The 18,568-nt window shown below is 62.7% G+C and carries 16 protein-coding genes; 10 read left to right on the top strand and 6 right to left on the bottom strand.

Annotated features, from left to right (window positions below; translation table 11 throughout):
- The first annotated feature begins 84 nt into the window (after positions 1–84).
- A complete protein-coding gene (locus QQ992_RS01225; RefSeq protein ID WP_286111990.1) occupies positions 85–1,752 on the top strand; it encodes an FMN-binding glutamate synthase family protein in 1,668 nt (555 codons plus the stop codon).
- Between the two features lie 29 nt (positions 1,753–1,781).
- On the opposite strand, the gene QQ992_RS01220 is transcribed toward QQ992_RS01225, so the two are convergent.
- Positions 1,782–3,101, bottom strand: coding sequence for an OprD family porin (locus QQ992_RS01220; RefSeq protein WP_105947381.1), 1,320 nt, complete (start codon positions 3,099–3,101; stop codon positions 1,782–1,784).
- Positions 3,102–3,577: 476 nt separating this feature from the next.
- Between QQ992_RS01220 and QQ992_RS01215 the strand changes: the two genes are divergently transcribed.
- Positions 3,578–5,674 (top strand): TonB-dependent receptor, encoded by a 2,097-nt coding sequence (locus QQ992_RS01215; protein ID WP_286111989.1) that lies wholly within the window; start codon positions 3,578–3,580, stop codon positions 5,672–5,674.
- A gap of 68 nt (positions 5,675–5,742) precedes the next feature.
- On the opposite strand, the gene QQ992_RS01210 is transcribed toward QQ992_RS01215, so the two are convergent.
- A complete protein-coding gene (locus QQ992_RS01210; RefSeq protein WP_019096882.1) occupies positions 5,743–5,940 on the bottom strand; it encodes a hypothetical protein in 198 nt (65 codons plus the stop codon).
- A gap of 195 nt (positions 5,941–6,135) precedes the next feature.
- Positions 6,136–7,242, bottom strand: a complete 1,107-nt coding sequence (gene aguA / locus QQ992_RS01205; RefSeq protein ID WP_286111988.1) for an agmatine deiminase — start codon at positions 7,240–7,242, stop codon at positions 6,136–6,138.
- Positions 7,243–7,520: 278 nt separating this feature from the next.
- Between aguA and rfbC the strand changes: the two genes are divergently transcribed.
- Genes rfbC through QQ992_RS01185 form a run of 4 tightly spaced genes read left to right on the top strand, consistent with a single transcriptional unit; the run spans position 7,521 to position 11,781 of the window.
- Positions 7,521–8,066: a dTDP-4-dehydrorhamnose 3,5-epimerase gene (rfbC, locus tag QQ992_RS01200; RefSeq protein WP_286111987.1), complete on the top strand. Its 546-nt coding sequence runs from the start codon at positions 7,521–7,523 to the stop codon at positions 8,064–8,066.
- 42 nt (positions 8,067–8,108) lie between these two features.
- A complete protein-coding gene (locus tag QQ992_RS01195) occupies positions 8,109–9,923 on the top strand; it encodes a sensor histidine kinase (RefSeq protein ID WP_060501232.1) in 1,815 nt (604 codons plus the stop codon).
- Entirely contained in the window at positions 9,920–11,326 is a 1,407-nt protein-coding gene (locus QQ992_RS01190; protein ID WP_060501234.1) for a sigma-54-dependent transcriptional regulator, read from the top strand. Before QQ992_RS01195 ends, QQ992_RS01190 begins: the two co-directional genes overlap by 4 nt.
- Positions 11,326–11,781, top strand: coding sequence for a thioesterase domain-containing protein (locus tag QQ992_RS01185; protein ID WP_110741907.1), 456 nt, complete (start codon positions 11,326–11,328; stop codon positions 11,779–11,781). The genes QQ992_RS01190 and QQ992_RS01185 overlap by 1 nt, the downstream gene beginning before the upstream one ends.
- Positions 11,782–11,893: 112 nt before the next feature.
- On the opposite strand, the gene cysQ is transcribed toward QQ992_RS01185, so the two are convergent.
- A complete protein-coding gene (cysQ, locus tag QQ992_RS01180) occupies positions 11,894–12,712 on the bottom strand; it encodes a 3'(2'),5'-bisphosphate nucleotidase CysQ (RefSeq protein WP_286111986.1) in 819 nt (272 codons plus the stop codon).
- Complete coding sequence (gene nudE / locus QQ992_RS01175; protein WP_060501240.1) at positions 12,709–13,275, bottom strand: ADP compounds hydrolase NudE; 567 nt, start codon at positions 13,273–13,275, stop codon at positions 12,709–12,711. Before nudE ends, cysQ begins: the two co-directional genes overlap by 4 nt.
- Before the next feature lie 64 nt (positions 13,276–13,339).
- Between nudE and yrfG the strand changes: the two genes are divergently transcribed.
- Complete coding sequence (yrfG, locus tag QQ992_RS01170; RefSeq protein WP_286111985.1) at positions 13,340–14,002, top strand: GMP/IMP nucleotidase; 663 nt, start codon at positions 13,340–13,342, stop codon at positions 14,000–14,002.
- Positions 14,003–14,052: 50 nt separating this feature from the next.
- On the opposite strand, the gene lysM is transcribed toward yrfG, so the two are convergent.
- A complete protein-coding gene (lysM, locus tag QQ992_RS01165; protein ID WP_286111984.1) occupies positions 14,053–14,493 on the bottom strand; it encodes a peptidoglycan-binding protein LysM in 441 nt (146 codons plus the stop codon).
- Positions 14,494–14,670: 177 nt separating this feature from the next.
- Here lysM and fdhD point away from each other — a divergent pair, with 177 nt between their 5' ends.
- From fdhD to QQ992_RS01150, 3 genes are all read left to right on the top strand, one after another.
- A complete protein-coding gene (fdhD, locus tag QQ992_RS01160) occupies positions 14,671–15,501 on the top strand; it encodes a formate dehydrogenase accessory sulfurtransferase FdhD (RefSeq protein ID WP_286111983.1) in 831 nt (276 codons plus the stop codon).
- Between the two features lie 5 nt (positions 15,502–15,506).
- Positions 15,507–17,852 carry an FdhF/YdeP family oxidoreductase gene (locus QQ992_RS01155; RefSeq protein WP_286111982.1) on the top strand — a complete coding sequence of 782 codons (2,346 nt, stop codon included), beginning with the start codon at positions 15,507–15,509 and terminating at the stop codon, positions 17,850–17,852.
- 196 nt (positions 17,853–18,048) lie between these two features.
- Positions 18,049–18,528, top strand: a complete 480-nt coding sequence (locus tag QQ992_RS01150; RefSeq protein WP_060501250.1) for a YMGG-like glycine zipper-containing protein — start codon at positions 18,049–18,051, stop codon at positions 18,526–18,528.
- The last annotated feature ends 40 nt before the right edge of the window (positions 18,529–18,568 follow it).

The following is an 18,568-nucleotide window of genomic DNA, read 5'->3' as shown; positions in this document are numbered from 1 at the left end:
TAACAGTCTTTTACCGATTACCCAGGTTTTCCCCTGCCCGCCTTTGCCTATCCTATGCCCGGTCATCCTGCCTGCGATGGACCCATGAAACACTCTCTGCCCAGCCGCTACGCCTGCCTTGCCATCTGCCTGTTGTTCACCTTCGCCAGCCTGCCACTGCTGCCCCAGCATGCCTGGCTCTGGCCACTCACGCTGATCACCGCCCTGCTCAGCCTGGTCGGGCTGAACGACCTGCGCCAAAGCCACCATGCCGTGCGCCGCAACTACCCGATTCTGGGCAATATCCGCTACCTGATCGAAACCATCCGCCCGGAAATCCGCCAGTACCTGATCGAGGGTGACGACGACAAACTGCCGTTCTCCCGCTCGCAGCGCTCGCTGGTGTACGCCCGCGCCAAGAACGAAAGCGCCGAGAAAGCCTTCGGCACGCTCAACGATGCCTACAAGCCCGGCTTCGAGTTCATCAGCCATTCCATGCTGCCAGTGGCTACGCCAGACCCGGCATCGTTCCGCATCGCCATTGGCGGGCCGCAATGCCGCCTGCCTTACTCGGCCTCGATCTTCAACATCTCGGCCATGAGCTTCGGCGCACTCAGCGCCAACGCCATCGCCGCCCTGAACCGGGGTGCGCGCATGGGCCGTTTTGCCCATGACACCGGCGAAGGCAGCATCAGCCCGTACCACCGCGAACATGGCGGTGATCTGATCTGGGAGATCGGCAGCGGCTACTTCGGCTGCCGCACCGAGGACGGCCGCTTCGACCCTCGACGCTTCGCCGAACAAGCCCGTTCGCCGCAAGTGAAGATGATCGAGATCAAGCTCAGCCAAGGTGCCAAACCGGGGCACGGCGGCATCTTGCCAGGGCACAAGGTCAGCCCCGAAATTGCCGAAACCCGTGGTGTGCGCGTAGGCGAGGACTGCATCTCGCCGGCAGCGCACAGCGCCTTCCGCACACCAGTGGAATTGCTGCAGTTCGTTGCCAGCCTGCGTGAGCTGTCGGGTGGCAAACCCGTTGGCTTCAAGTTTTGCCTGGGCCACCCGTGGGAGTTCATGGGCATCGCCAAGGCCATGCTGGCTACCGGCATCACCCCGGACTTCATCGTCGTGGATGGCAAGGAAGGCGGTACCGGCGCGGCACCTCGCGAGTTCAGCGACAACATGGGCGTGCCCATGCGTGAAGGCCTGATGTTCGTGCACAACACCCTGGTTGGCCTGAACCTGCGCTCCAGCATTCGTATTGGCGCGGCGGGCAAGATCGTCAGTGCCTTCGATATCGCCAGCGTACTGGCCATCGGCGCGGACTGGGTCAATTCGGCACGCGGCTTCATGTTCGCCATTGGTTGCATCCAGTCGCAGAGCTGCCACACCAACAAATGCCCGACCGGCGTGGCCACGCAAGACCCGCTGCGTCAGCGCGCCCTGGTGGTGCCAGACAAGGCCGAACGGGTTGCCAGCTTCCACCGCAACACACTGCATGCACTGGCCGAAATGCTGGCTGCCGCGGGCCTGGAGCACCCCTCGGAGCTCAAGCCCAAGCACCTGGCGCGGCGCATCAGCCCCAGCGAAATCGGGTTGTTCTCGGACCTGCACACCTTCCTCAAGCCAGGCGAACTGCTCAGTGGCTCGATTGAAAGCGAGTTTTATGCGCGGATGTGGCGAATGGCACGCAGCGACAGCTTTGCACCGGAGAATGGAGAGGTGACGCCCATGACGGCAAAGGCCGTGCGCCGAAAAGAAACAGCCCCGGCATAAGCCAGGGCTGTTGATACATCAGACCAGGATCAGAAGATGCTGATCGGGTACTCAACGAATACGCGGACTTCGTTGCCGTCGTCGTTGTAACCGTTCTGCTGCACGGCGTTGTTGGTACGCACGAACGAGCTACGCAGCTTGATGGACAGGTCCTTGGCCGGGCCGTCCTGCACCACGTAACGGATCTGGTTGAAGATCTCGCGCTCTTTACCTTCGCCGAAGCCCTGCGGGTTGGCGACGTTGCGGGTGTTGATGTTGTCACCCACGACGTAGGCCAGCTTGTAGGTCAGGCCCGGGATGCCGTAGGCACCGAAGTCCAGGCCATAGCCCAGCTGCCAGGAGCGCTCGTCTTCGGCGTTGAAGTCAGACCAGTACGAGTTGGCCAGGTAGATGGTCGAACCACCGTCACCCACGCCACCGGCGTTCTGGTAGAAGCCGTAGTTGTAGCCAGTGCTGCCGGTGCTGCGCTGGTGGGCGAGGGTGAACGAGTGTGCACCGTACGCGTAAGTGGCAGCCAGGCTCCAGATGGTGTTGGAGTCGCCGTTCAGGCCGGCAGCCTGGACGTACTGCTTGTCGATGTCCGACTTGTAGCCGTTGAAGTCCAGGGTCAGGGACTGGTCGCTGGCAATCGGGAAGACGTAGTTCAAGCCCAGGTAGTGCTTCTTCATCACGTCTTCGGTGTCGGCGGTGTACAGCGAAGCGGTGAAGTTGTCGGTGAACTTGTAGCTACCACCGAAGACGTTGATCGACTTCAGACCGCCACTATCGCGGCCCTCGGCACTTTTGCGCGCTTCCTGGGTGAAGCGACCGGCGTTCAGTTCCAGGCCCTGGATCTCTTTGGAAGTGATCAGGGTACCGGTGTAGCTTTCTGGCAGCAGACGCGCATCGTCGTATTGCAGCACTGGCAGTGCTGGCATCTGGTCACCGTACTTCAGCACGGTGTTGGAGATGCGGAATTTCACTGCTGCACCGGCGCGGGCCAGGTTGTGCGGCGAGCTGGCGTTGCCTTCGGCGTTGGTGGTTTCGTGCGGCTTGAAGAAGTCGACGCCGCCGCCACCGTTGTGGCCTTTGCCGCCATCAAGGCGAACAGCGTACAAGCCGAATGCATCGACGCCGACGCCAACGGTGCCCTGGGTGAAACCGGAGTTGAAGGTGCCGATGAACGCCTGGCCCCATTCGATCTGGTCGTCGGTGCCGTGCTTCTTGTCGCGGTTGATGTAGGCGTTGCGCAGAAGGACGTTGGCGTGGCTGTCCTCGATGAAGCCCTTGCTGTCGGCCTGGTCATTGGCCTGTGCCTGGGTCGCGGCGATCATCGCCAGGGCGACCAGGCTGATCCTGGTTTTCAACATGTTGTTTTCCTTATTTCTTAATCAAAAACGCTCTGCACTATGACGCCAGGAACCAACGCCCCTTCGTAGGTTCGACGCTATGCGGATCCAGCCTGGTGGGCCTGCCGGTAAGTACACGGCGGCCCTTGGCAGCAGCTTGGCCAAGATCATGGCCAGCAGGCGTTGGCCGAATCCTAGCCGTGTGCGATTACAAATGTCAAAAAGTCGTGAAATGCAGGTTGATATAACCAAAATGACCGGCAGGTCTGGTGCATTTTCACGCCACCTTGCGCTATCAGTGGGCAATTTATCTTGTCCCGGAAAAGGCGTTTTGATCGAACGGACAAATTCCCTGCGAAGGGCGATTTCGCAGCAAAAGCACCTGTTACAAATAGACACATATGTAAAGACAAGCCTTTACAATTACCCAAGCAAGAGCAAATAGCAAGCATTACCATTCGCACCTCTTTTTTCACCTGCCCGGTCCGGATGTGCCCATGCTTGTACCCTGCCGCCTTTCCCCCCTCACGCTTGGCCTGTCGCTGCTGTTCAGCGCCAGCCTGGCCAGTGCCGCCACCACCACGCTGCCGGAGTCATCGGTTACCGCCGACAGCGAGCGCGAGAAGGACAACCCGCGTGTCAAAGAGGTGAGCACCGCCACCCGCACCTCAACGCCAGTGCGTTACGTGCCCCAGGCGATCGACACGGTGAAAACCGCCAACGTGCTGGACTACGGCAGCAACACCCTGGGCAAGGCGCTGGAAGGCATCCCCAACGTCAGCAGTGGCGCCGACACCCGTTTCGACAGCGTGCGCATTCGCGGTTTCGAGGCCAGCAACGACTTCTACCTGGACGGTATTCGCGACGACAGCCAGTACATCCGCGACCTGCACAACATCGAGCGGGTCGAGGTACTGAAAGGGCCAGCGGCAGTGCTGTATGGCCGTGGCAGCCAAGGGGGCATCGTCAACCGGGTCAGCAAGGCACCGGAACAAGGCCGCCGTTCGACCATCGAGGCACAAGCTGGCAGCGAAGACCTGCGCAGCCTGTATGCCGACCTCAGCGCCGACCCCAGCGACACCGTCAGCCTGCGCCTGAACATGGGCAACCAAGATAACAACAGCTTCCGCGACGGGATCGACGGCAGCCGCCAGTTGTTCGCCCCATCGATCAGTTGGCAGATCAACCCCGACCTGAACTGGCTGGTGCAGTACGAATACAGCCGCTACAACCGCACGCCCGACCGTGGCATCCCCGGGGTGAATGGCCGCCCAGCCGACGTCAGCCGCAGTACCACCTACGGCGACCAGCGCGACTACATCGATGATCGCGCCCAGTCCCTGCGCTCACGCCTGAACTACCAACTGAACGAAACCTGGCAGCTGCGCCATACCCTGGGCCTGTTCAAGCTCGACAGTGAGTTCGACAACACCTACGTCGTCGGCTACAACGCCGGTACCAACACCGTTACCCGCCAGCGTTGGCAGCAGGACCTGAACACCCGCAACCTGTTCAACAACCTGGAAGCCGAGGGCGACTTCGACTCGATGGGCCTGGAACATAAGCTGCTTGTGGGCCTGGAATTCGGTCACCAGCGGCGTGACCCGCTGCTGTACACCACCTTGCCTGTTAACAAGGGTGGCCAGCAGGTTCCGGGCCTGGACCTGAACAACCCAGACCGCAGCCTGCAGCACAATGGCCCGATGACGGTGTCTAGCAACAACCACACCGTGGTCGATAGCCGTGGCCTTTACGTGCAAGACCAGATCCGCCTGAACGATCAGTGGCAAATCCTGGCTGGCGTGCGCTTCGACCAGTTCGACGTGGAAACCACCAACAAGGACGGCATACGCGAACCGCAGGACAGCAACGGCACCAGCCCGCGCCTGGGCGTGGTCTACACGCCATGGCGTGACCATTCGTTCTACGCCTCGTGGAGCAAGACCTTCTCGCCGGTGGGCGGCGGCCTGATCGGCATCACCCCGGATGCACCGGGCAACGGCAACGACGCCAAGCCGGAAGAGACTCGCCAGAAAGAAATCGGGGTGAAAAGCGAATGGCTCGACCAGCGCCTGACCACCACCCTGGCCGTCTACGAGCTGGAACTGTACAACCGCCGCACCCGTGATCCGGAAAACCTGAATAACATCTTGCTTAGCGGCTTGCAGCGCTCGCGCGGCATCGAGCTGACCGCCACCGGCAACATCGTCGGCAACTGGTATGTACGCGGCGGCATCGGTCTGCAGGATGCGATCATCGTCGAGGACAACAACGGCCAGGAAGGTAACCGCATCAACGATGTGGCCAAGCGCAATGGCAGCCTGTTCGTCACCTGGAAACCGGAGCTGGGCTGGTATGCCGAAACCGGCCTGACGCTGGTGGGTGAACGTTACGCGGACAACCAGAACACCACGGTGCTGCCGGGGTATGGCCGCTGGGATGCGCTGGCGGGGTACCGCACCCATGACTGGGATGTGCGGGCGGCGTTGAGCAACATTGCCGACAAGACTTACTACAGTTCGGCGACCAGTGCTGCGCAGATCATGGTAGGGGATCCTCGCAGCCTGGTGGTGACGGGTAGCTACAGCTTCTGATCTTTAGCCTGTGCCGGCCTCTTCGCGGGCCAGCCCGCGAAGAGGCCGGCACAGGTTTAAGCAATCAATCAGTGCCACACCCCCATCAACGCCTGCATTTCTGCATCGCTGATCAGCCCCTGGGGGTAGCGCCCTGCAAGCAGCCGCTGTGGGTCGGTCGTCCTGACCTTGTTGCTTCCATGGTGCTTCAACCACTTCGCAACCCGCTTGAGCGATTGGTGATTCACTGCCGATGGGCGCAATGCCGACTCACTTGCTGCGTTCATTTCTACACGTACTCCCTGGCCCGTGAGCGGCAAATTTACGTAAGTATTGTTACAGATCCGAGAGCGCGACCTGGCCGAGCTATCTGATTGGCTATCTGTTTGAAAATCAATACAAAACGTATGCCAGTCCGGCCTCCGGATGTCGCCCCAAAAAAAAGGCCCGTCACATGACGGGCCTTTTCATTCACCACGCGCTCAGCGCTTGACCGGCGCCGGCTGCTGCTGGGTCAGGCAGTGGATGTTGCCACCGCCCAACAACAGCTCACGGCCCGGAATCATCACCACCTCGTGGTCGGGGAAGATCTTCGCCAGGATCGCTCTGGCTTCGGCATCTGCCGGGTCATCGAAGCTTGGCGCGATGATGCCTCCGTTGACGATCAGGAAGTTCACATACGAACCGGCCAGGCGCACCGACGGGTCACGTTCCTGGCTGCCGGCCACCTGATCGACACCGGCACACTCTTCAGCCGTGGCGAACAGCGGGCCCGGAATCGGCATTTTATGCACGATGAACTCACGGCCCTTGGCGTCGCGGGTGTTCTTCAACACCTCCATGGCCGCGTGGCAGCGCGCATAGTTGGGGTCGTTGGAATCATCGGTCCAGGCCAGTAACACTTCGCCTGGGCGCACGTAACAGCAGAAGTTGTCGACATGGCCGTCGGTTTCGTCGTTATACAGGCCATCCGGCAGCCACACCACAGTGTCGACCGCCAGCTGATCACGCAGCACGGCTTCAATCTGCTCGCGGCTCAGGTGCGGGTTGCGGTTGCGGTTGAGCAGGCATTCCTCGGTGGTGATCACGGTGCCTTCACCGTCCACGTGAATCGAGCCGCCCTCAAGCACGAAGCCTTCGGTGTGGTAGCGCTGGCAGCGCTCCATTTCCAGCACTTTGGCGGCCAGTTCCTCGTCGCGGTTCCAGGGTGCATACAGGCCGCCATCGAAGCCGCCCCAGGCATTGAAGCCCCAGTCCACACCACGCACTTCACCCTGGTCGTTGATGACGAAGGTCGGGCCGGTATCACGCACCCAGGCGTCATCGTTGCTGATTTCGACCACACGAATGTTCGGCTGGTCGAGCTGGCGACGGGCATTTTCGTACTGGCCGGCAGAGGCTGCGACGGTCACAGGCTCGAAGCGGGCAATGGCCTTGGCCAAGGTGACGTGAGCTGCCTGGGCAGGCTTACCGCCCAGGCGCCAGTTGTCCGGGCGCTCCGGCCAGACCATCCACACCTGGGTTTGCGGGGCCCACTCGGCGGGCATGTGGAAACCATCGGCACGGGGCGTGGTGTTGAGGGTTTTCATGGGTGACCTCTGTGATGGCCCTGAGCCGGACTGTGCTGGGGCGTTTGTGAGTTTATAACCGATATATATCGACACTTAAAGCCCGGCAGTCGGGACTTTTCCGCTGAAATAACAAATTTGTACCGATAACAATCGAACCTAATCTGCCCTTGTCTGGTGCCGATAACAGTCTGACGTCTACCATAGCCATACCTTATGCATCCTGTTACAGCTCCCAGCGGAAAATTCCAGCGGGGCCGACTAGGGTCAATACTTGGGCAACGGGCCAGCGAGCCGCTATGAACATCATTCCTACTGCAATCCCTGAAGTACTGATCATCGAGCCGAAGGTTTTCGGTGACAGCCGTGGTTTTTTCTTCGAAGCATTCAACGCGCGTGAGTTCGCGCGGCAAACCGGCGTGAAAGCCGAATTCGTCCAGGACAACCACTCACGCTCCATCAAGGGCGTGCTGCGCGGGCTGCATTACCAGGTGAAAAACACCCAAGGCAAGCTGGTGCGCGTGGTGCAGGGGGAAATCCGTGATATCGCCGTTGATGTGCGCAAAAGCTCGCCAACGTTCGGCCAATGGGTCGCCGTGCATCTGTCGGCCGACAATCACCGTCAACTGTGGATTCCACCCGGCTTCGCCCATGGCTTTGCAGTAATGAGCGAGTCGGCCGAGTTTCTCTACAAGACCACCGACTACTACAACCCGGAGGCCGACCGCTGCATCCGCTGGGACGACCCACAATTGGCAATCAACTGGGGGCTGCAGCAACCCCCGGTGCTATCAGACAAGGACAAGCTAGGGCTGCCACTCTCAGAGTCGGAACTGCTGCCTTAACTAGCGCATAATTGCGCCAGACTTTTCTGGCGCATTTACGTGATGATTGCAAAACCCACGCCCCCACGCCGTCCCCGCTGGCGCAGCCTGGCCTTGTTGGCCCTGTGCCTGGCCCCGCTCCTGTGGCCCCTGCACCACCTGGCCGAGCGTTACTACCAGGATGAGCTGGCCTCGCAGAACCGCCAGACCCTCGACCTGTACGTCGCCAACCTGCTCGGCACCCTGCACCGTTATGAGACCCTGCCACAAATCCTTGGCGACCTGCCGGCGCTGCGGGGTGTACTGGCCGACCCGTTCCGCCTGGAAGCAGTAACCAACGCCAACCGCCTGCTCAAGGACATCGTGCAGCAGACCGGCGCCGAGGTGATGTACCTGATGGACATCAGCGGCAACACCCTGGCCGCGTCCAACTGGGACAAGCACGACAGCTTCGTCGGCCGCAATTTCGCCTTCCGCCCCTACTTCAACGAAGCCATGGCCGGCCACCTGGGCCGCTTCTTCGGCCAAGGCACCACCTCGGCCAAGCGCGGCTACTTCTTTGCCGCCGCCGTGCGGGACCGTGAGCGTGTCGTTGGCGTGCTGGTGGTGAAGGTTGACCTCGACCACACCGAGACCCTCTGGGGCCGTACCCCCGAGCAGCTGTTGCTGACCGACCACAATGGCGTGGTCATCCTCACCTCGCGGCCTGACTGGCGCTTCCGCGCTACCCGTGTGCTGACCGAAGCCGAACGCCAGGCCATCATCGCCATCCAACCCTACCCGACCCAGGCACCGCAACCCCTGATGCTCAACCCGGATGCCTGGATCACCCAGACCCGCGATATCAAGGAAACAGGTTGGCAAGTGAGCATTCTCGCCCCTCGCCTACTGGTCGACCGTTCGGTACAGACGGTAATGGCCATCGGCGCAGGCACCCTGCTGGTGGTGATGCTGTTGGCCGGGCTGGTGATGCAGCGGCGCCGCCACTACATCGACCGTATCGACTTCGAGGCCCGTGGCCGCCAGCAACTGGAAAAGCGTGTGGCCGAGCGTACGGCCGACCTCGAAGGCCTCAACTCCCGCCTCAAAAGCGCCGTGCTGGAGCGCGAGAACGCTCAGCAGGAAGCGGTGCGTGCCCAGGACGAACTGGTGCAGGCCGGCAAGCTGTCGGTTCTCGGCACCATGTCGGCCAGCATCAGCCATGAGCTGAACCAGCCATTGGCGGCCATTCGCAGTTACGCGGAAAATGCCGAGATCCTGCTCGACCACCAACGCACCGAAGACGCTCGCGGCAACCTCAAGCTGATTGGCGAACTGACCGGGCGTATGGCCTCGATCATTGCCCACCTGCGCGCCTTCGCCCGCCGCGACCGGCACGCCCCGGAGAGCGTAGCCCTGCAACCTGCCCTGGACGATGCCCTGGCGCTGCTGGCCAAGCGCCGCCGGGCCATGGCCGTGGAGCTGATCCGCGACCTGCCCGAGGCCACCTTGTGGGTACAAGCCGGCGAGACTCGCCTGCGCCAGGTATTGGGCAACCTGCTGGCCAACGCCCTCGACGCCCTGACCGAAAAAGCCAACCCGCGCCGCTTGTGGCTAAGTGCCGAGCAACGTGATGACTGCGTCTACCTGTACATCCGCGACAACGGCCCCGGTTTCAGCCGCCAGGCCCTGGAGCACGCCAAGGAGCCATTCTTCACCACCAAGACCCGCACCCAGGGCCTGGGCCTGGGCCTGGCCATCTGTGAAAGCCTGATGCGTGCCCTGGGCGGTGAACTGCTGCTGGCCAACCACCCGGAAGGGGGCGCGCTGCTGACCTTGCAGCTGCGCGTGGCCGCACCTGGCGCTACTTTGCCCAATTCGGAGGACCCCTCGGCATGACCACCGAGACACTGATCGACAGCCGAGCCCAGGTCATCCTGGTCGACGATGACCCGCACCTGCGCCAGGCACTGAGCCAGACCCTGGACCTGGCCGGCCTCAAGGTGGTCGCGCTGGCCGATGCCCAAGGCCTGGCCGACCGTATCGAGGCTGATTGGCCGGGCGTGGTGGTCAGCGACATTCGCATGCCCGGCATCGATGGCTTGCAACTGCTGGAGCAATTGCATGGCCGCGATAGCGAGCTACCGGTGCTGCTGATTACCGGTCACGGCGATGTACCGCTCGCGGTGCAGGCGATGCGCGCCGGGGCTTATGACTTTCTGGAAAAACCCTTTGCCACAGACGCGCTGCTCGACAGCGTGCGCCGCGCCCTGGCCCTGCGCCGCCTGGTGCTGGACAACCGCAGCCTGCGCCTGGCGCTGAGCGACCGCCAACAACTGGCCACCCGACTGGTAGGCCATTCGCCGTCCATGCTGCGCCTGCGCGAACAGATCGGCGCCTTGGCCGGTACCCGCGCCGATGTGCTGATTCTGGGTGAAACCGGCGCCGGCAAGGAGGTAGTGGCCCGCGCCCTGCACGATCTGTCCAGCCGCCGCGAGGGGCCGTTCGTGGCAATCAATGCCGGCGCGCTGGCCGAGTCGGTGGTCGAGAGCGAACTGTTCGGCCATGAGCCCGGTGCGTTCACCGGCGCGCAGAAGCGCCGCATCGGCAAGTTCGAGTTTGCCAACGGCGGCACGCTGTTCCTCGACGAAATCGAGAGCATGAGCCTGGATGTGCAGGTAAAGCTGCTGCGCATGCTGCAAGAGCGGGTAGTCGAACGCCTGGGCGGCAACCAGTTGATCCCGCTGGACATCCGCATCATCGCCGCAACCAAGGAAGACCTGCGCCAGTCTGCCGACCAAGGCCGCTTCCGCGCTGACCTGTACTACCGCCTGAACGTGGCACCGCTGCGTATTCCACCGCTGCGCGAACGCGGCGACGACATTCTGGTGCTGTTCCAGCACTTCGCCGACGCTGCCAGCCAGCGTCATGGCCTGCCACCGCACACCCTGCAACCGGCCCAGCGCGCCGTGCTGCTGCGCCACGACTGGCCAGGCAATGTACGCGAACTGCAGAACGCGGCCGAACGCTTCGCCCTTGGCCTGGAACTGGCCCTGGACGGTCAGGCGCCACCGGCAGCGGTACCTGCAGCGCCCGTGCTGATTGGCAACCTGAGCGAACAGGTCGAGCAGTTCGAACGCTCGCTGATCGCTGCCGAACTGGCCCAGCCACACAGCTCCATGCGCAGCCTGGCCGAGGCGCTGGGCATCCCCCGCAAGACCCTGCACGACAAACTGCGCAAGCACGGCTTGAGCTTTGACGGCGGCAGCGGCGGGCATGACGACCATGAGGACAACCGTTGATGAACACCGATAGCCAATACCTGCAGTCCGTCCTGCACGGCGACATCCCCCTGACCCGCGAAATGGGGCTGGAAGTACTCGACTGGCAGCAGCACACCCTGCGCCTGCAATTGCCTCTGGCGGCCAACGTCAACCACAAGAGCACCATGTTCGGCGGCAGCTTGTACTGCGCAGCGGTGCTGGTGGGTTGGGGCTGGCTGCACCTGCGCCTGCGTGAGTTGGGGATCGATGACGGGCATATCGTCATCCAGGAGGGGCAGATCAGTTACCCGCTGCCGGTTACCGGTGCAGCGGTGGCGCGCTGCGCGGCGCCGGATGAGAAAACCTGGGAGCGGTTCGTGAACATGTACCAGCGTCGCGGGCGGGCGCGGCTGACGCTGGAGACCACGGTGAGCAATGTCGGCAGTGACGAGCCTGCTGTGAAATTCAGCGGCCAGTACGTGCTGCACCGCTAACGCGGATCCCTGTGGGAGCGGGTTTACCCGCGAAGAATCCAGCGCGGTGCATGGCACCGGCTTCGCCGGTGTTCGCGGGTAAACCCGCCCCCACAGGGTAGGGTGATACGCGTCAGATCAGCTTCAGGAAGGCCTGCCGCCACGTAGCATTGGCCGGCAATGCCAGGAAGTACGGGTTAAGCAGCAACTCCCGCGCCGGATACCTGAACGGCAAGCCATCCAAGCCGATCACTTCGCCACCGGCCCCTTCCACCACCCCCTGCGCCGCCGCAGTATCCCACTGCGAAGTCGGCGCCAGGCGCGGATAGCAATCGGCACTACCCTCAGCCAACAGGCAGAACTTCAGCGAACTGCCGATATTGGCCAGCTCCAGCTCCCCCACCGCAGCACCCAGCCCGGCCAACAGCGCTTCCTGCTCCGGGCTGGAATGCCGACGGCTGGCCACCACGGTAAAGCGCTCGCCCTGCGCCGGTGCGTTGCGCACCTGGATAGGCTGGGCAAACTCACCGGCCTCCGCACGCCAAGCACCCAACCCGCGCCCACCAAAGTAGCAGCGCCCATTGGTCGGCATCGACACCACGCCAAACACCACCTCGCCGTTTTCAACCAGGGCGATGTTGACCGTGAACTCCTCACTGCCCGCGATGAATTCCTTGGTACCGTCCAGCGGGTCGACCAGCCACCAGCGGCTCCAGCCCTGGCGCTCGGCCAGCGCAATGTTGCAGTCTTCTTCGGACAACACCGGAATGTGCGGGGCCAGCGCCAGCAAGCCCTCGGCAATTACCCGGTGCGCGGCCAGATCGGCGGCGGTTACCGGCGAGTCATCAGCCTTGTTGGTAACCGCTACATCGGCGCGCCAGAACGGCAGGATCGCCTCGCCCGCCGTCAGCGCCAGCTTGACCACTTCATGCATCAGTTGCAGGTCGTTCATAGCTCCAGCAGCCCCCGCTGGATCAGCAGGTCACGCGCCAGGTACAGCGCCGCCAAGGCGCGTCCTTCGGTGAACTGCGGGTGCATGGCCAATGCCGACAGCTCGCGCAAGTTGACCTTGTCGACCCGCATCGGCTCTGGCTCGTCGCCTTCCAGGCGTTCTTCGTACAGGTCGCTGGCCAACACCACCTGGATCTTCTGGCTCATGTAGCCCGGCGACAGCGACAGCTCGGTCAGATGCTCCAGCTGACGTGCGCCAAAACCGGCTTCTTCCTTGAGCTCCCGGTCAGCGGCGGCCAGCACGTCTTCGCCCGGTTCGATCAGGCCCTTGGGCAACGACAGCTCGTATTCATCGGTGCCGCCACAGTATTCCTCCACCAGCACGGCGTGCTCGGCGTCGAGCATGGCCACAATCATCACTGCGCCGTAGCCGTTGCCCCGGCCCACCAAACGCTCGTAGGTACGCTCATTGCCATTGCTGAAACGCAATTGCACGGCTTCGACGCGGAACAGGCGGCTGCTGGCGACGATTTCGCGGCTGAGGACGGTGGGTTTCTGGCGCATGGGGCGGCTCCTTGGCGTGAACGGGTTACTATACCGTGGCTTGCCGACTGAACGAGAGTTTCCCATGCCTGTTCTTCCCTGGTCTGCCATCGATACCGTCCTGCTGGACATGGACGGCACCCTGCTCGACCTGCACTACGACAACCGCTTCTGGCTGGAGCACCTGCCCCAACGCTATGCCGAGCTGCACGGGGTAAGCCGGGCCATGGCGGAAATGGAGCTGCAGCCGCTGTTCGAACGCAATGCCGGCACGCTGAACTGGTATTGCCTGGACTTCTGGAGCCGCGAGTTGCGCCTGCCGATTCGCGAGCTGAAACAGGAAATCGCCGACCTGATTGCCCTGCGGCCGGATGCCGACACTTTCCTGGCGGCGATTCGCCAAGCCGGCAAGCGGGTGGTGATGATTACCAACGCGCATCGTGATTCGCTGTCGCTGAAACTCGAGCGGGTGGAGCTGGCGCCGTATTTCGAGCGGCTGATCAGCTCACACGATTATCGCTATCCGAAAGAGAGCCCACAGTTCTGGGATGCGTTGCAGGCGGATATCGGCTTTGAGCCGGCGCGCAGCCTTTTCATTGATGACACGCTGGCCATACTGCGCAGTGCGCGGCGGTTTGGTGTGGGGCATTTGTTGGCGGTGCGCCAGCCGGACAGCCAGGCTGGGCCGCGAGATACCGAGGAATTTGCCGCGGTCGAGGATTACCGGGAATTATTGGTAGGCCTGTGATGGCCTCTTCGCGGGTGAACCCGCGAAGAGGCCATCACAGGCAGTAGAGATCAGTCAGGGATTCGCAGCACTTGCCCCGGATAAATCTTGTCCGGGTGCTTGAGCATCGGCTTATTGGCCTCGAAAATCTTGTTGTACTGGTTGGCATTGCCGTAAACCACCACAGAGATGGCCGACAGCGTGTCGCCCTTCTTCACCGTAACGAACCTGGCCGCCGCCACCACCGGTCCGGTCACGGTAATCTGGTCCTCCACACTGGCTACTCCATTGATATTGCCTGCCGCCAGAATGATCTTCTCCTTCTCCTCCTGGCTGGCCACCTCACCCTTGAGGATAATCTTGTCACCCTCTACAGTGGCACTGATGTTCGGGTTGCCCAGGCCGACACTTTCCACGTGCTTCTTCAACTGCTCTTCGGCATTGGCGTTACCGGGGGTCAGCAGGTCGATCAACTTCTCGCCGGCTTCCTTCACGAAACTGAACAGGCTCATTGCGTTCTCCTTGTTGACGAAACCTCGGACACACGAGTCTAGGCCAGCTTTTCCACTCCCGCCCCTGTGCGACCAATCGACGCGGTCTATCACGGCATAGACCCTAGCGATTAGACGCCGCCGGCCCGCAAGCCTAGGCTTGTGCTATCAGAAAGCCGCCGGTATTCAACGCCCCCGATGAACAGCAAACCTCCGGTCTGCGCGGCCTCATCGCCCTTGTCCATGCCCGCCGCCAGCAACACCTACGATTACGTCCAGCTCAACGACGCCGAACGTGACAGCACGCCGTTGGCCGAAGAAGTAGCCCTGGCCATCGTCTACAACGGCCTCAACCAGGCAGTGATGCTGGTCAGCCCCACCGACCTGGAAGACTTTGCCGTCGGATTCAGCGTTGGCAGCGGCATTGTCGAAGGCACGGCAGAAATCTACGACCTGAAGCTCTCCGGCAGCGGTTCGGCAATGTACGCCGACCTGGAAATTTCCAGCCGGGCCTTCTGGAACCTGAAAAACCAGCGCCGCCAACTGGCCGGCACCAGTGGTTGCGGCCTGTGTGGGGTCGAAGCGCTGGAGCAGGCCCTGCCGGACCTGGCCGTACTGCCCGGTGCGCCCTTGCCCCCGGCCCAGTGGCTGGCCGGCCTGCGCGAGCGTATCGATGCCTTCCAGCCGTTGGGCCAGCATTGCGGCGCCGTGCATGCTGCGCTGTTCATGAACCGCCATGGCGAATTGCTGCTCGGCCGCGAAGACATCGGCCGGCACAACGCCCTGGACAAACTGATCGGCGCACTGCTGCGCCAGGGCATCGACAGCCAGGGCGGCCTGGCCATCGTCACCAGCCGCTGCAGCCTGGAGCTGATCCAGAAGGTGCTGCGTGCCGGCATCCAGACCCTGGTCAGCCTGTCGGCGCCCACCGGCCTTGCCCTGCAATGGGCGCGCAAGCACAACCTCAATCTCATCCACTTGCCCAAGCACAGCGCACCGCGGGTCTACAGCCCAGCGGCGGAGTCGTAACAGCCGTGACCTCGTACCAGCACCTTCCGGACAACGCCCCAGCCTCCACCCCTCGCTACAAGCCCTACCACGGCCCCGCCGGTGGCTGGGGCGCACTGCGCAGCGTGGCCAAGGCCTGGGTCGGCAGCGACAACGCGCTGAAGAACATTCGCGCCCTGCTCAAGACCAACCAGAACGGTGGCTTCGACTGCCCGGGCTGCGCCTGGGGCGACTCGCCGGAAAGCGGCATGGTCAAGTTCTGCGAGAACGGCGCCAAGGCGGTGAACTGGGAGGCGACCAAGCGCCGCGTGGATGCCGCCTTCTTTGCCCGTTACAGCGTCACCTCGCTGCTGCAACAGAGCGACTACTGGCTGGAGTACCAAGGCCGGTTGACCGAGCCAATGGTCTACGACGCCCCCAGCGATCGCTACCAACCCATCAGCTGGGATGCTGCCTTCGCCCTGATCGCCCGCGAACTGAACAAACTGGCCACCCCTGACCAGGCCGAGTTCTATACCTCGGGGCGCGCCAGCAACGAAGCGGCGTACCTGTACCAGCTTTTCGTCCGTGCTTACGGCACCAACAACTTCCCCGACTGCTCGAACATGTGCCACGAAGCCAGTGGCGTTGCCCTGGGGCAGAGCGTCGGGGTCGGCAAGGGCACCGTCACCTTCGACGACTTCGAGCATGCCGATGCGATTTTCGTCTGGGGCCAGAACCCGGGCACCAACCACCCACGCATGCTCGACCCGCTGCGCGATGCGGTGAAGCGTGGCGCCCAGGTGGTGTGTATCAACCCGCTCAAGGAACGTGGCCTGGAGCGCTTCCAGCACCCGCAAAACCCGCTGGAGATGCTCACCAACAGCGACCGGCCGACCAACACCGCCTTCTTCCGCCCGGCGCTGGGCGGCGACATGGCGATGCTGCGCGGCATGGCCAAGTTCGTCCTGCAGTGGGAACGCGAGGCCCAGGCCAACGGCGAGCCGGCCGTGTTCGACCATGCCTTTATCGCTGAACATGGCCACGGCGTCGACGAGTACCTGGCAGTGGTGGATGCCACTCCATGGGAACACATCCAGGCACAGTCCGGCCTGACACTGGCGGATATCGAACTGGCCGCGCGCATGTACTGCCGTGGCAAACGGGTGATCATGTGCTGGGCGATGGGCATCACCCAGCACCGCCACTCGGTGCCGACCATCCAGGAAATCGTCAACCTGCAAATGCTGCGCGGCAACATCGGCGCACCAGGCGCAGGCCTGTGCCCGGTACGCGGGCACAGCAACGTGCAGGGTGACCGCACCATGGGCATCAACGAACGCCCACCGGTAGCGCTGCTGGATGCCATCGAAAAACGCTTCGGCTTCCCCGTACCGCGGCACAACGGCCACAACACCGTCGAAGCGATCCACGCCATGCTGGATGGCCGATCCAAGGTATTCATCGGTCTCGGCGGCAACTTCGCCCAAGCCACGCCAGACACCGAGCGTACCGCCCAGGCGCTGCGCAATTGCGAACTGACCGTGCACATCAGCACCAAGCTCAACCGCAGCCACCTGGTGCATGGCAAGCAGGCGCTGATCCTGCCGTGCCTGGGCCGCACCGACATTGATCTGCAGGCCGACGGGCCACAGGCAGTGACAGTGGAAGACTCGTTCAGCATGGTCCATGCCTCCAACGGGCAGTTGAAGCCTCTGTCGTCACAGATGCGCTCGGAACCGGCAGTGGTGGCCGGCATTGCCGCCGCTACCCTGGGCAAGCAACCGGTGGACTGGCACTGGCTGGTGGCCGACTACGACCGTATTCGCGACCTGATCGGCGATACCATCGCGGGCTTCAGTAATTTCAACCAGCGCCTGCAACACCCCGGAGGCTTCTACCTGGGTAACAGCGCTGCGAGCCGCGAGTGGAAGACCGGTACCGGCCGCGCCAACTTCAAGGCCAACCTGCTGCCGGATACGTTGCTCGACGAGCGCGTGCGCGCCAGCGGCCAACTGCCGGATCTGATCATGCAATCGATGCGTTCGCACGATCAGTACAACACCACCATCTACGGCCTGGACGACCGCTATCGTGGTGTGCGCGGCCAGCGCGAGGTGCTGTTCGCCAACGAAGCCGACATCATCCGCCTGGGCTTCCAGCCGGGGCAGAAAGTGGACATCGTCTCGTTGTGGGGGGATGAGCATGTGCGCCGGGTGCAGGGCTTCACCCTGCTGGCCTTCGATATCCCGGCCGGGCAGGCGGCGGCGTACTACCCCGAGGTGAACCCGCTGGTGCCGCTGGAGAGCATTGGCGATGGCAGCCATACGCCAACCTCGAAGTTCATCGCCATCAAACTGGAGCGGGCGCAGGACGACGGGCGTATCCTGTAAAAACGAAAAAAGCCCTGTTCCGTAACGGTTCAGGGCTTTGTCATAAAGGTCTCAGACAGCCGAAAATCGATAAAGTTTCACAGCAAATACAGTAACTTAGAGAATTGTGTACAACTCGTGTTACTCGTCGGATTTCCATTGCCAGCCACGCTCGATAGCCTCAAATTCGCCTCGTCATCCTTATGAGGCTCTCTTGATGAAGAAGTACTCCTCGATTCTGTTGTTGTCTTTTAGCTTGCTCAGCGGCGTGGCCATGGCAGGCGGCACCACCGAGGCCGGCATTGGCGGCGCATTGGGTGGGGTACTGGGCTCAGTGGTGGGCAACTCCATCGGTGGTAGCACCGGCGGCGCCATTGGTGCCGGCCTTGGCGGCGCAGCCGGCGGTGCCTTGGGCGCCGACAAGCGCCAGCGCGGTGAGGCCGCTATCGGCGGCGCACTGGGCGCCGCAGGCGGCAACGTGGTCGGTCGCTCGGTGGGCGGCACCACTGGTAGCTACATTGGCGCAGCAGCCGGCGGTGGTGCCGGTGGCGCACTGGGTAACTACATGGGCAACAAGGCCGACGAAGACGAGCGCCACGAGAACCGCCGTTACCGTCGCGACTACGACGACCGTCGTCACTACGACCGTGGCCACCACTACGGCCACCGCAAGCACAAGCGCCACTGGCGCGACTAATGCCTGAGGGCCTCGCCCCGGCAACAAAAGCCCCGCCCCT

Source organism: Pseudomonas kurunegalensis (assembly GCF_030291635.1).
GTDB classification, from domain to species: Bacteria; Pseudomonadota; Gammaproteobacteria; order Pseudomonadales; family Pseudomonadaceae; genus Aquipseudomonas; species Aquipseudomonas monteilii.
Note: the sequence above shows the minus strand (reverse complement) of the source record. Positions and strands in the feature narration are given on the sequence as shown.

Coding starts and splice junctions, on each gene's coding strand:
- QQ992_RS01215 (WP_286111989.1), top strand. CDS start 3,578: ATGCTTGTACCCTGCCGCCTTTCCCCCCTCACGCTTGGCCTGTCGCTG.
- rfbC (WP_286111987.1), top strand. CDS start 7,521: ATGAACATCATTCCTACTGCAATCCCTGAAGTACTGATCATCGAGCCG.
- QQ992_RS01190 (WP_060501234.1), top strand. CDS start 9,920: ATGACCACCGAGACACTGATCGACAGCCGAGCCCAGGTCATCCTGGTC.
- fdhD (WP_286111983.1), top strand. CDS start 14,671: ATGAACAGCAAACCTCCGGTCTGCGCGGCCTCATCGCCCTTGTCCATG.
- QQ992_RS01220 (WP_105947381.1), bottom strand. CDS start 3,101: ATGTTGAAAACCAGGATCAGCCTGGTCGCCCTGGCGATGATCGCCGCG.
- aguA (WP_286111988.1), bottom strand. CDS start 7,242: ATGAAAACCCTCAACACCACGCCCCGTGCCGATGGTTTCCACATGCCC.
- QQ992_RS01195 (WP_060501232.1), top strand. CDS start 8,109: ATGATTGCAAAACCCACGCCCCCACGCCGTCCCCGCTGGCGCAGCCTG.
- nudE (WP_060501240.1), bottom strand. CDS start 13,275: ATGCGCCAGAAACCCACCGTCCTCAGCCGCGAAATCGTCGCCAGCAGC.
- QQ992_RS01210 (WP_019096882.1), bottom strand. CDS start 5,940: ATGAACGCAGCAAGTGAGTCGGCATTGCGCCCATCGGCAGTGAATCAC.
- cysQ (WP_286111986.1), bottom strand. CDS start 12,712: ATGAACGACCTGCAACTGATGCATGAAGTGGTCAAGCTGGCGCTGACG.
- QQ992_RS01150 (WP_060501250.1), top strand. CDS start 18,049: ATGAAGAAGTACTCCTCGATTCTGTTGTTGTCTTTTAGCTTGCTCAGC.
- lysM (WP_286111984.1), bottom strand. CDS start 14,493: ATGAGCCTGTTCAGTTTCGTGAAGGAAGCCGGCGAGAAGTTGATCGAC.
- QQ992_RS01185 (WP_110741907.1), top strand. CDS start 11,326: ATGAACACCGATAGCCAATACCTGCAGTCCGTCCTGCACGGCGACATC.
- yrfG (WP_286111985.1), top strand. CDS start 13,340: ATGCCTGTTCTTCCCTGGTCTGCCATCGATACCGTCCTGCTGGACATG.
- QQ992_RS01225 (WP_286111990.1), top strand. CDS start 85: ATGAAACACTCTCTGCCCAGCCGCTACGCCTGCCTTGCCATCTGCCTG.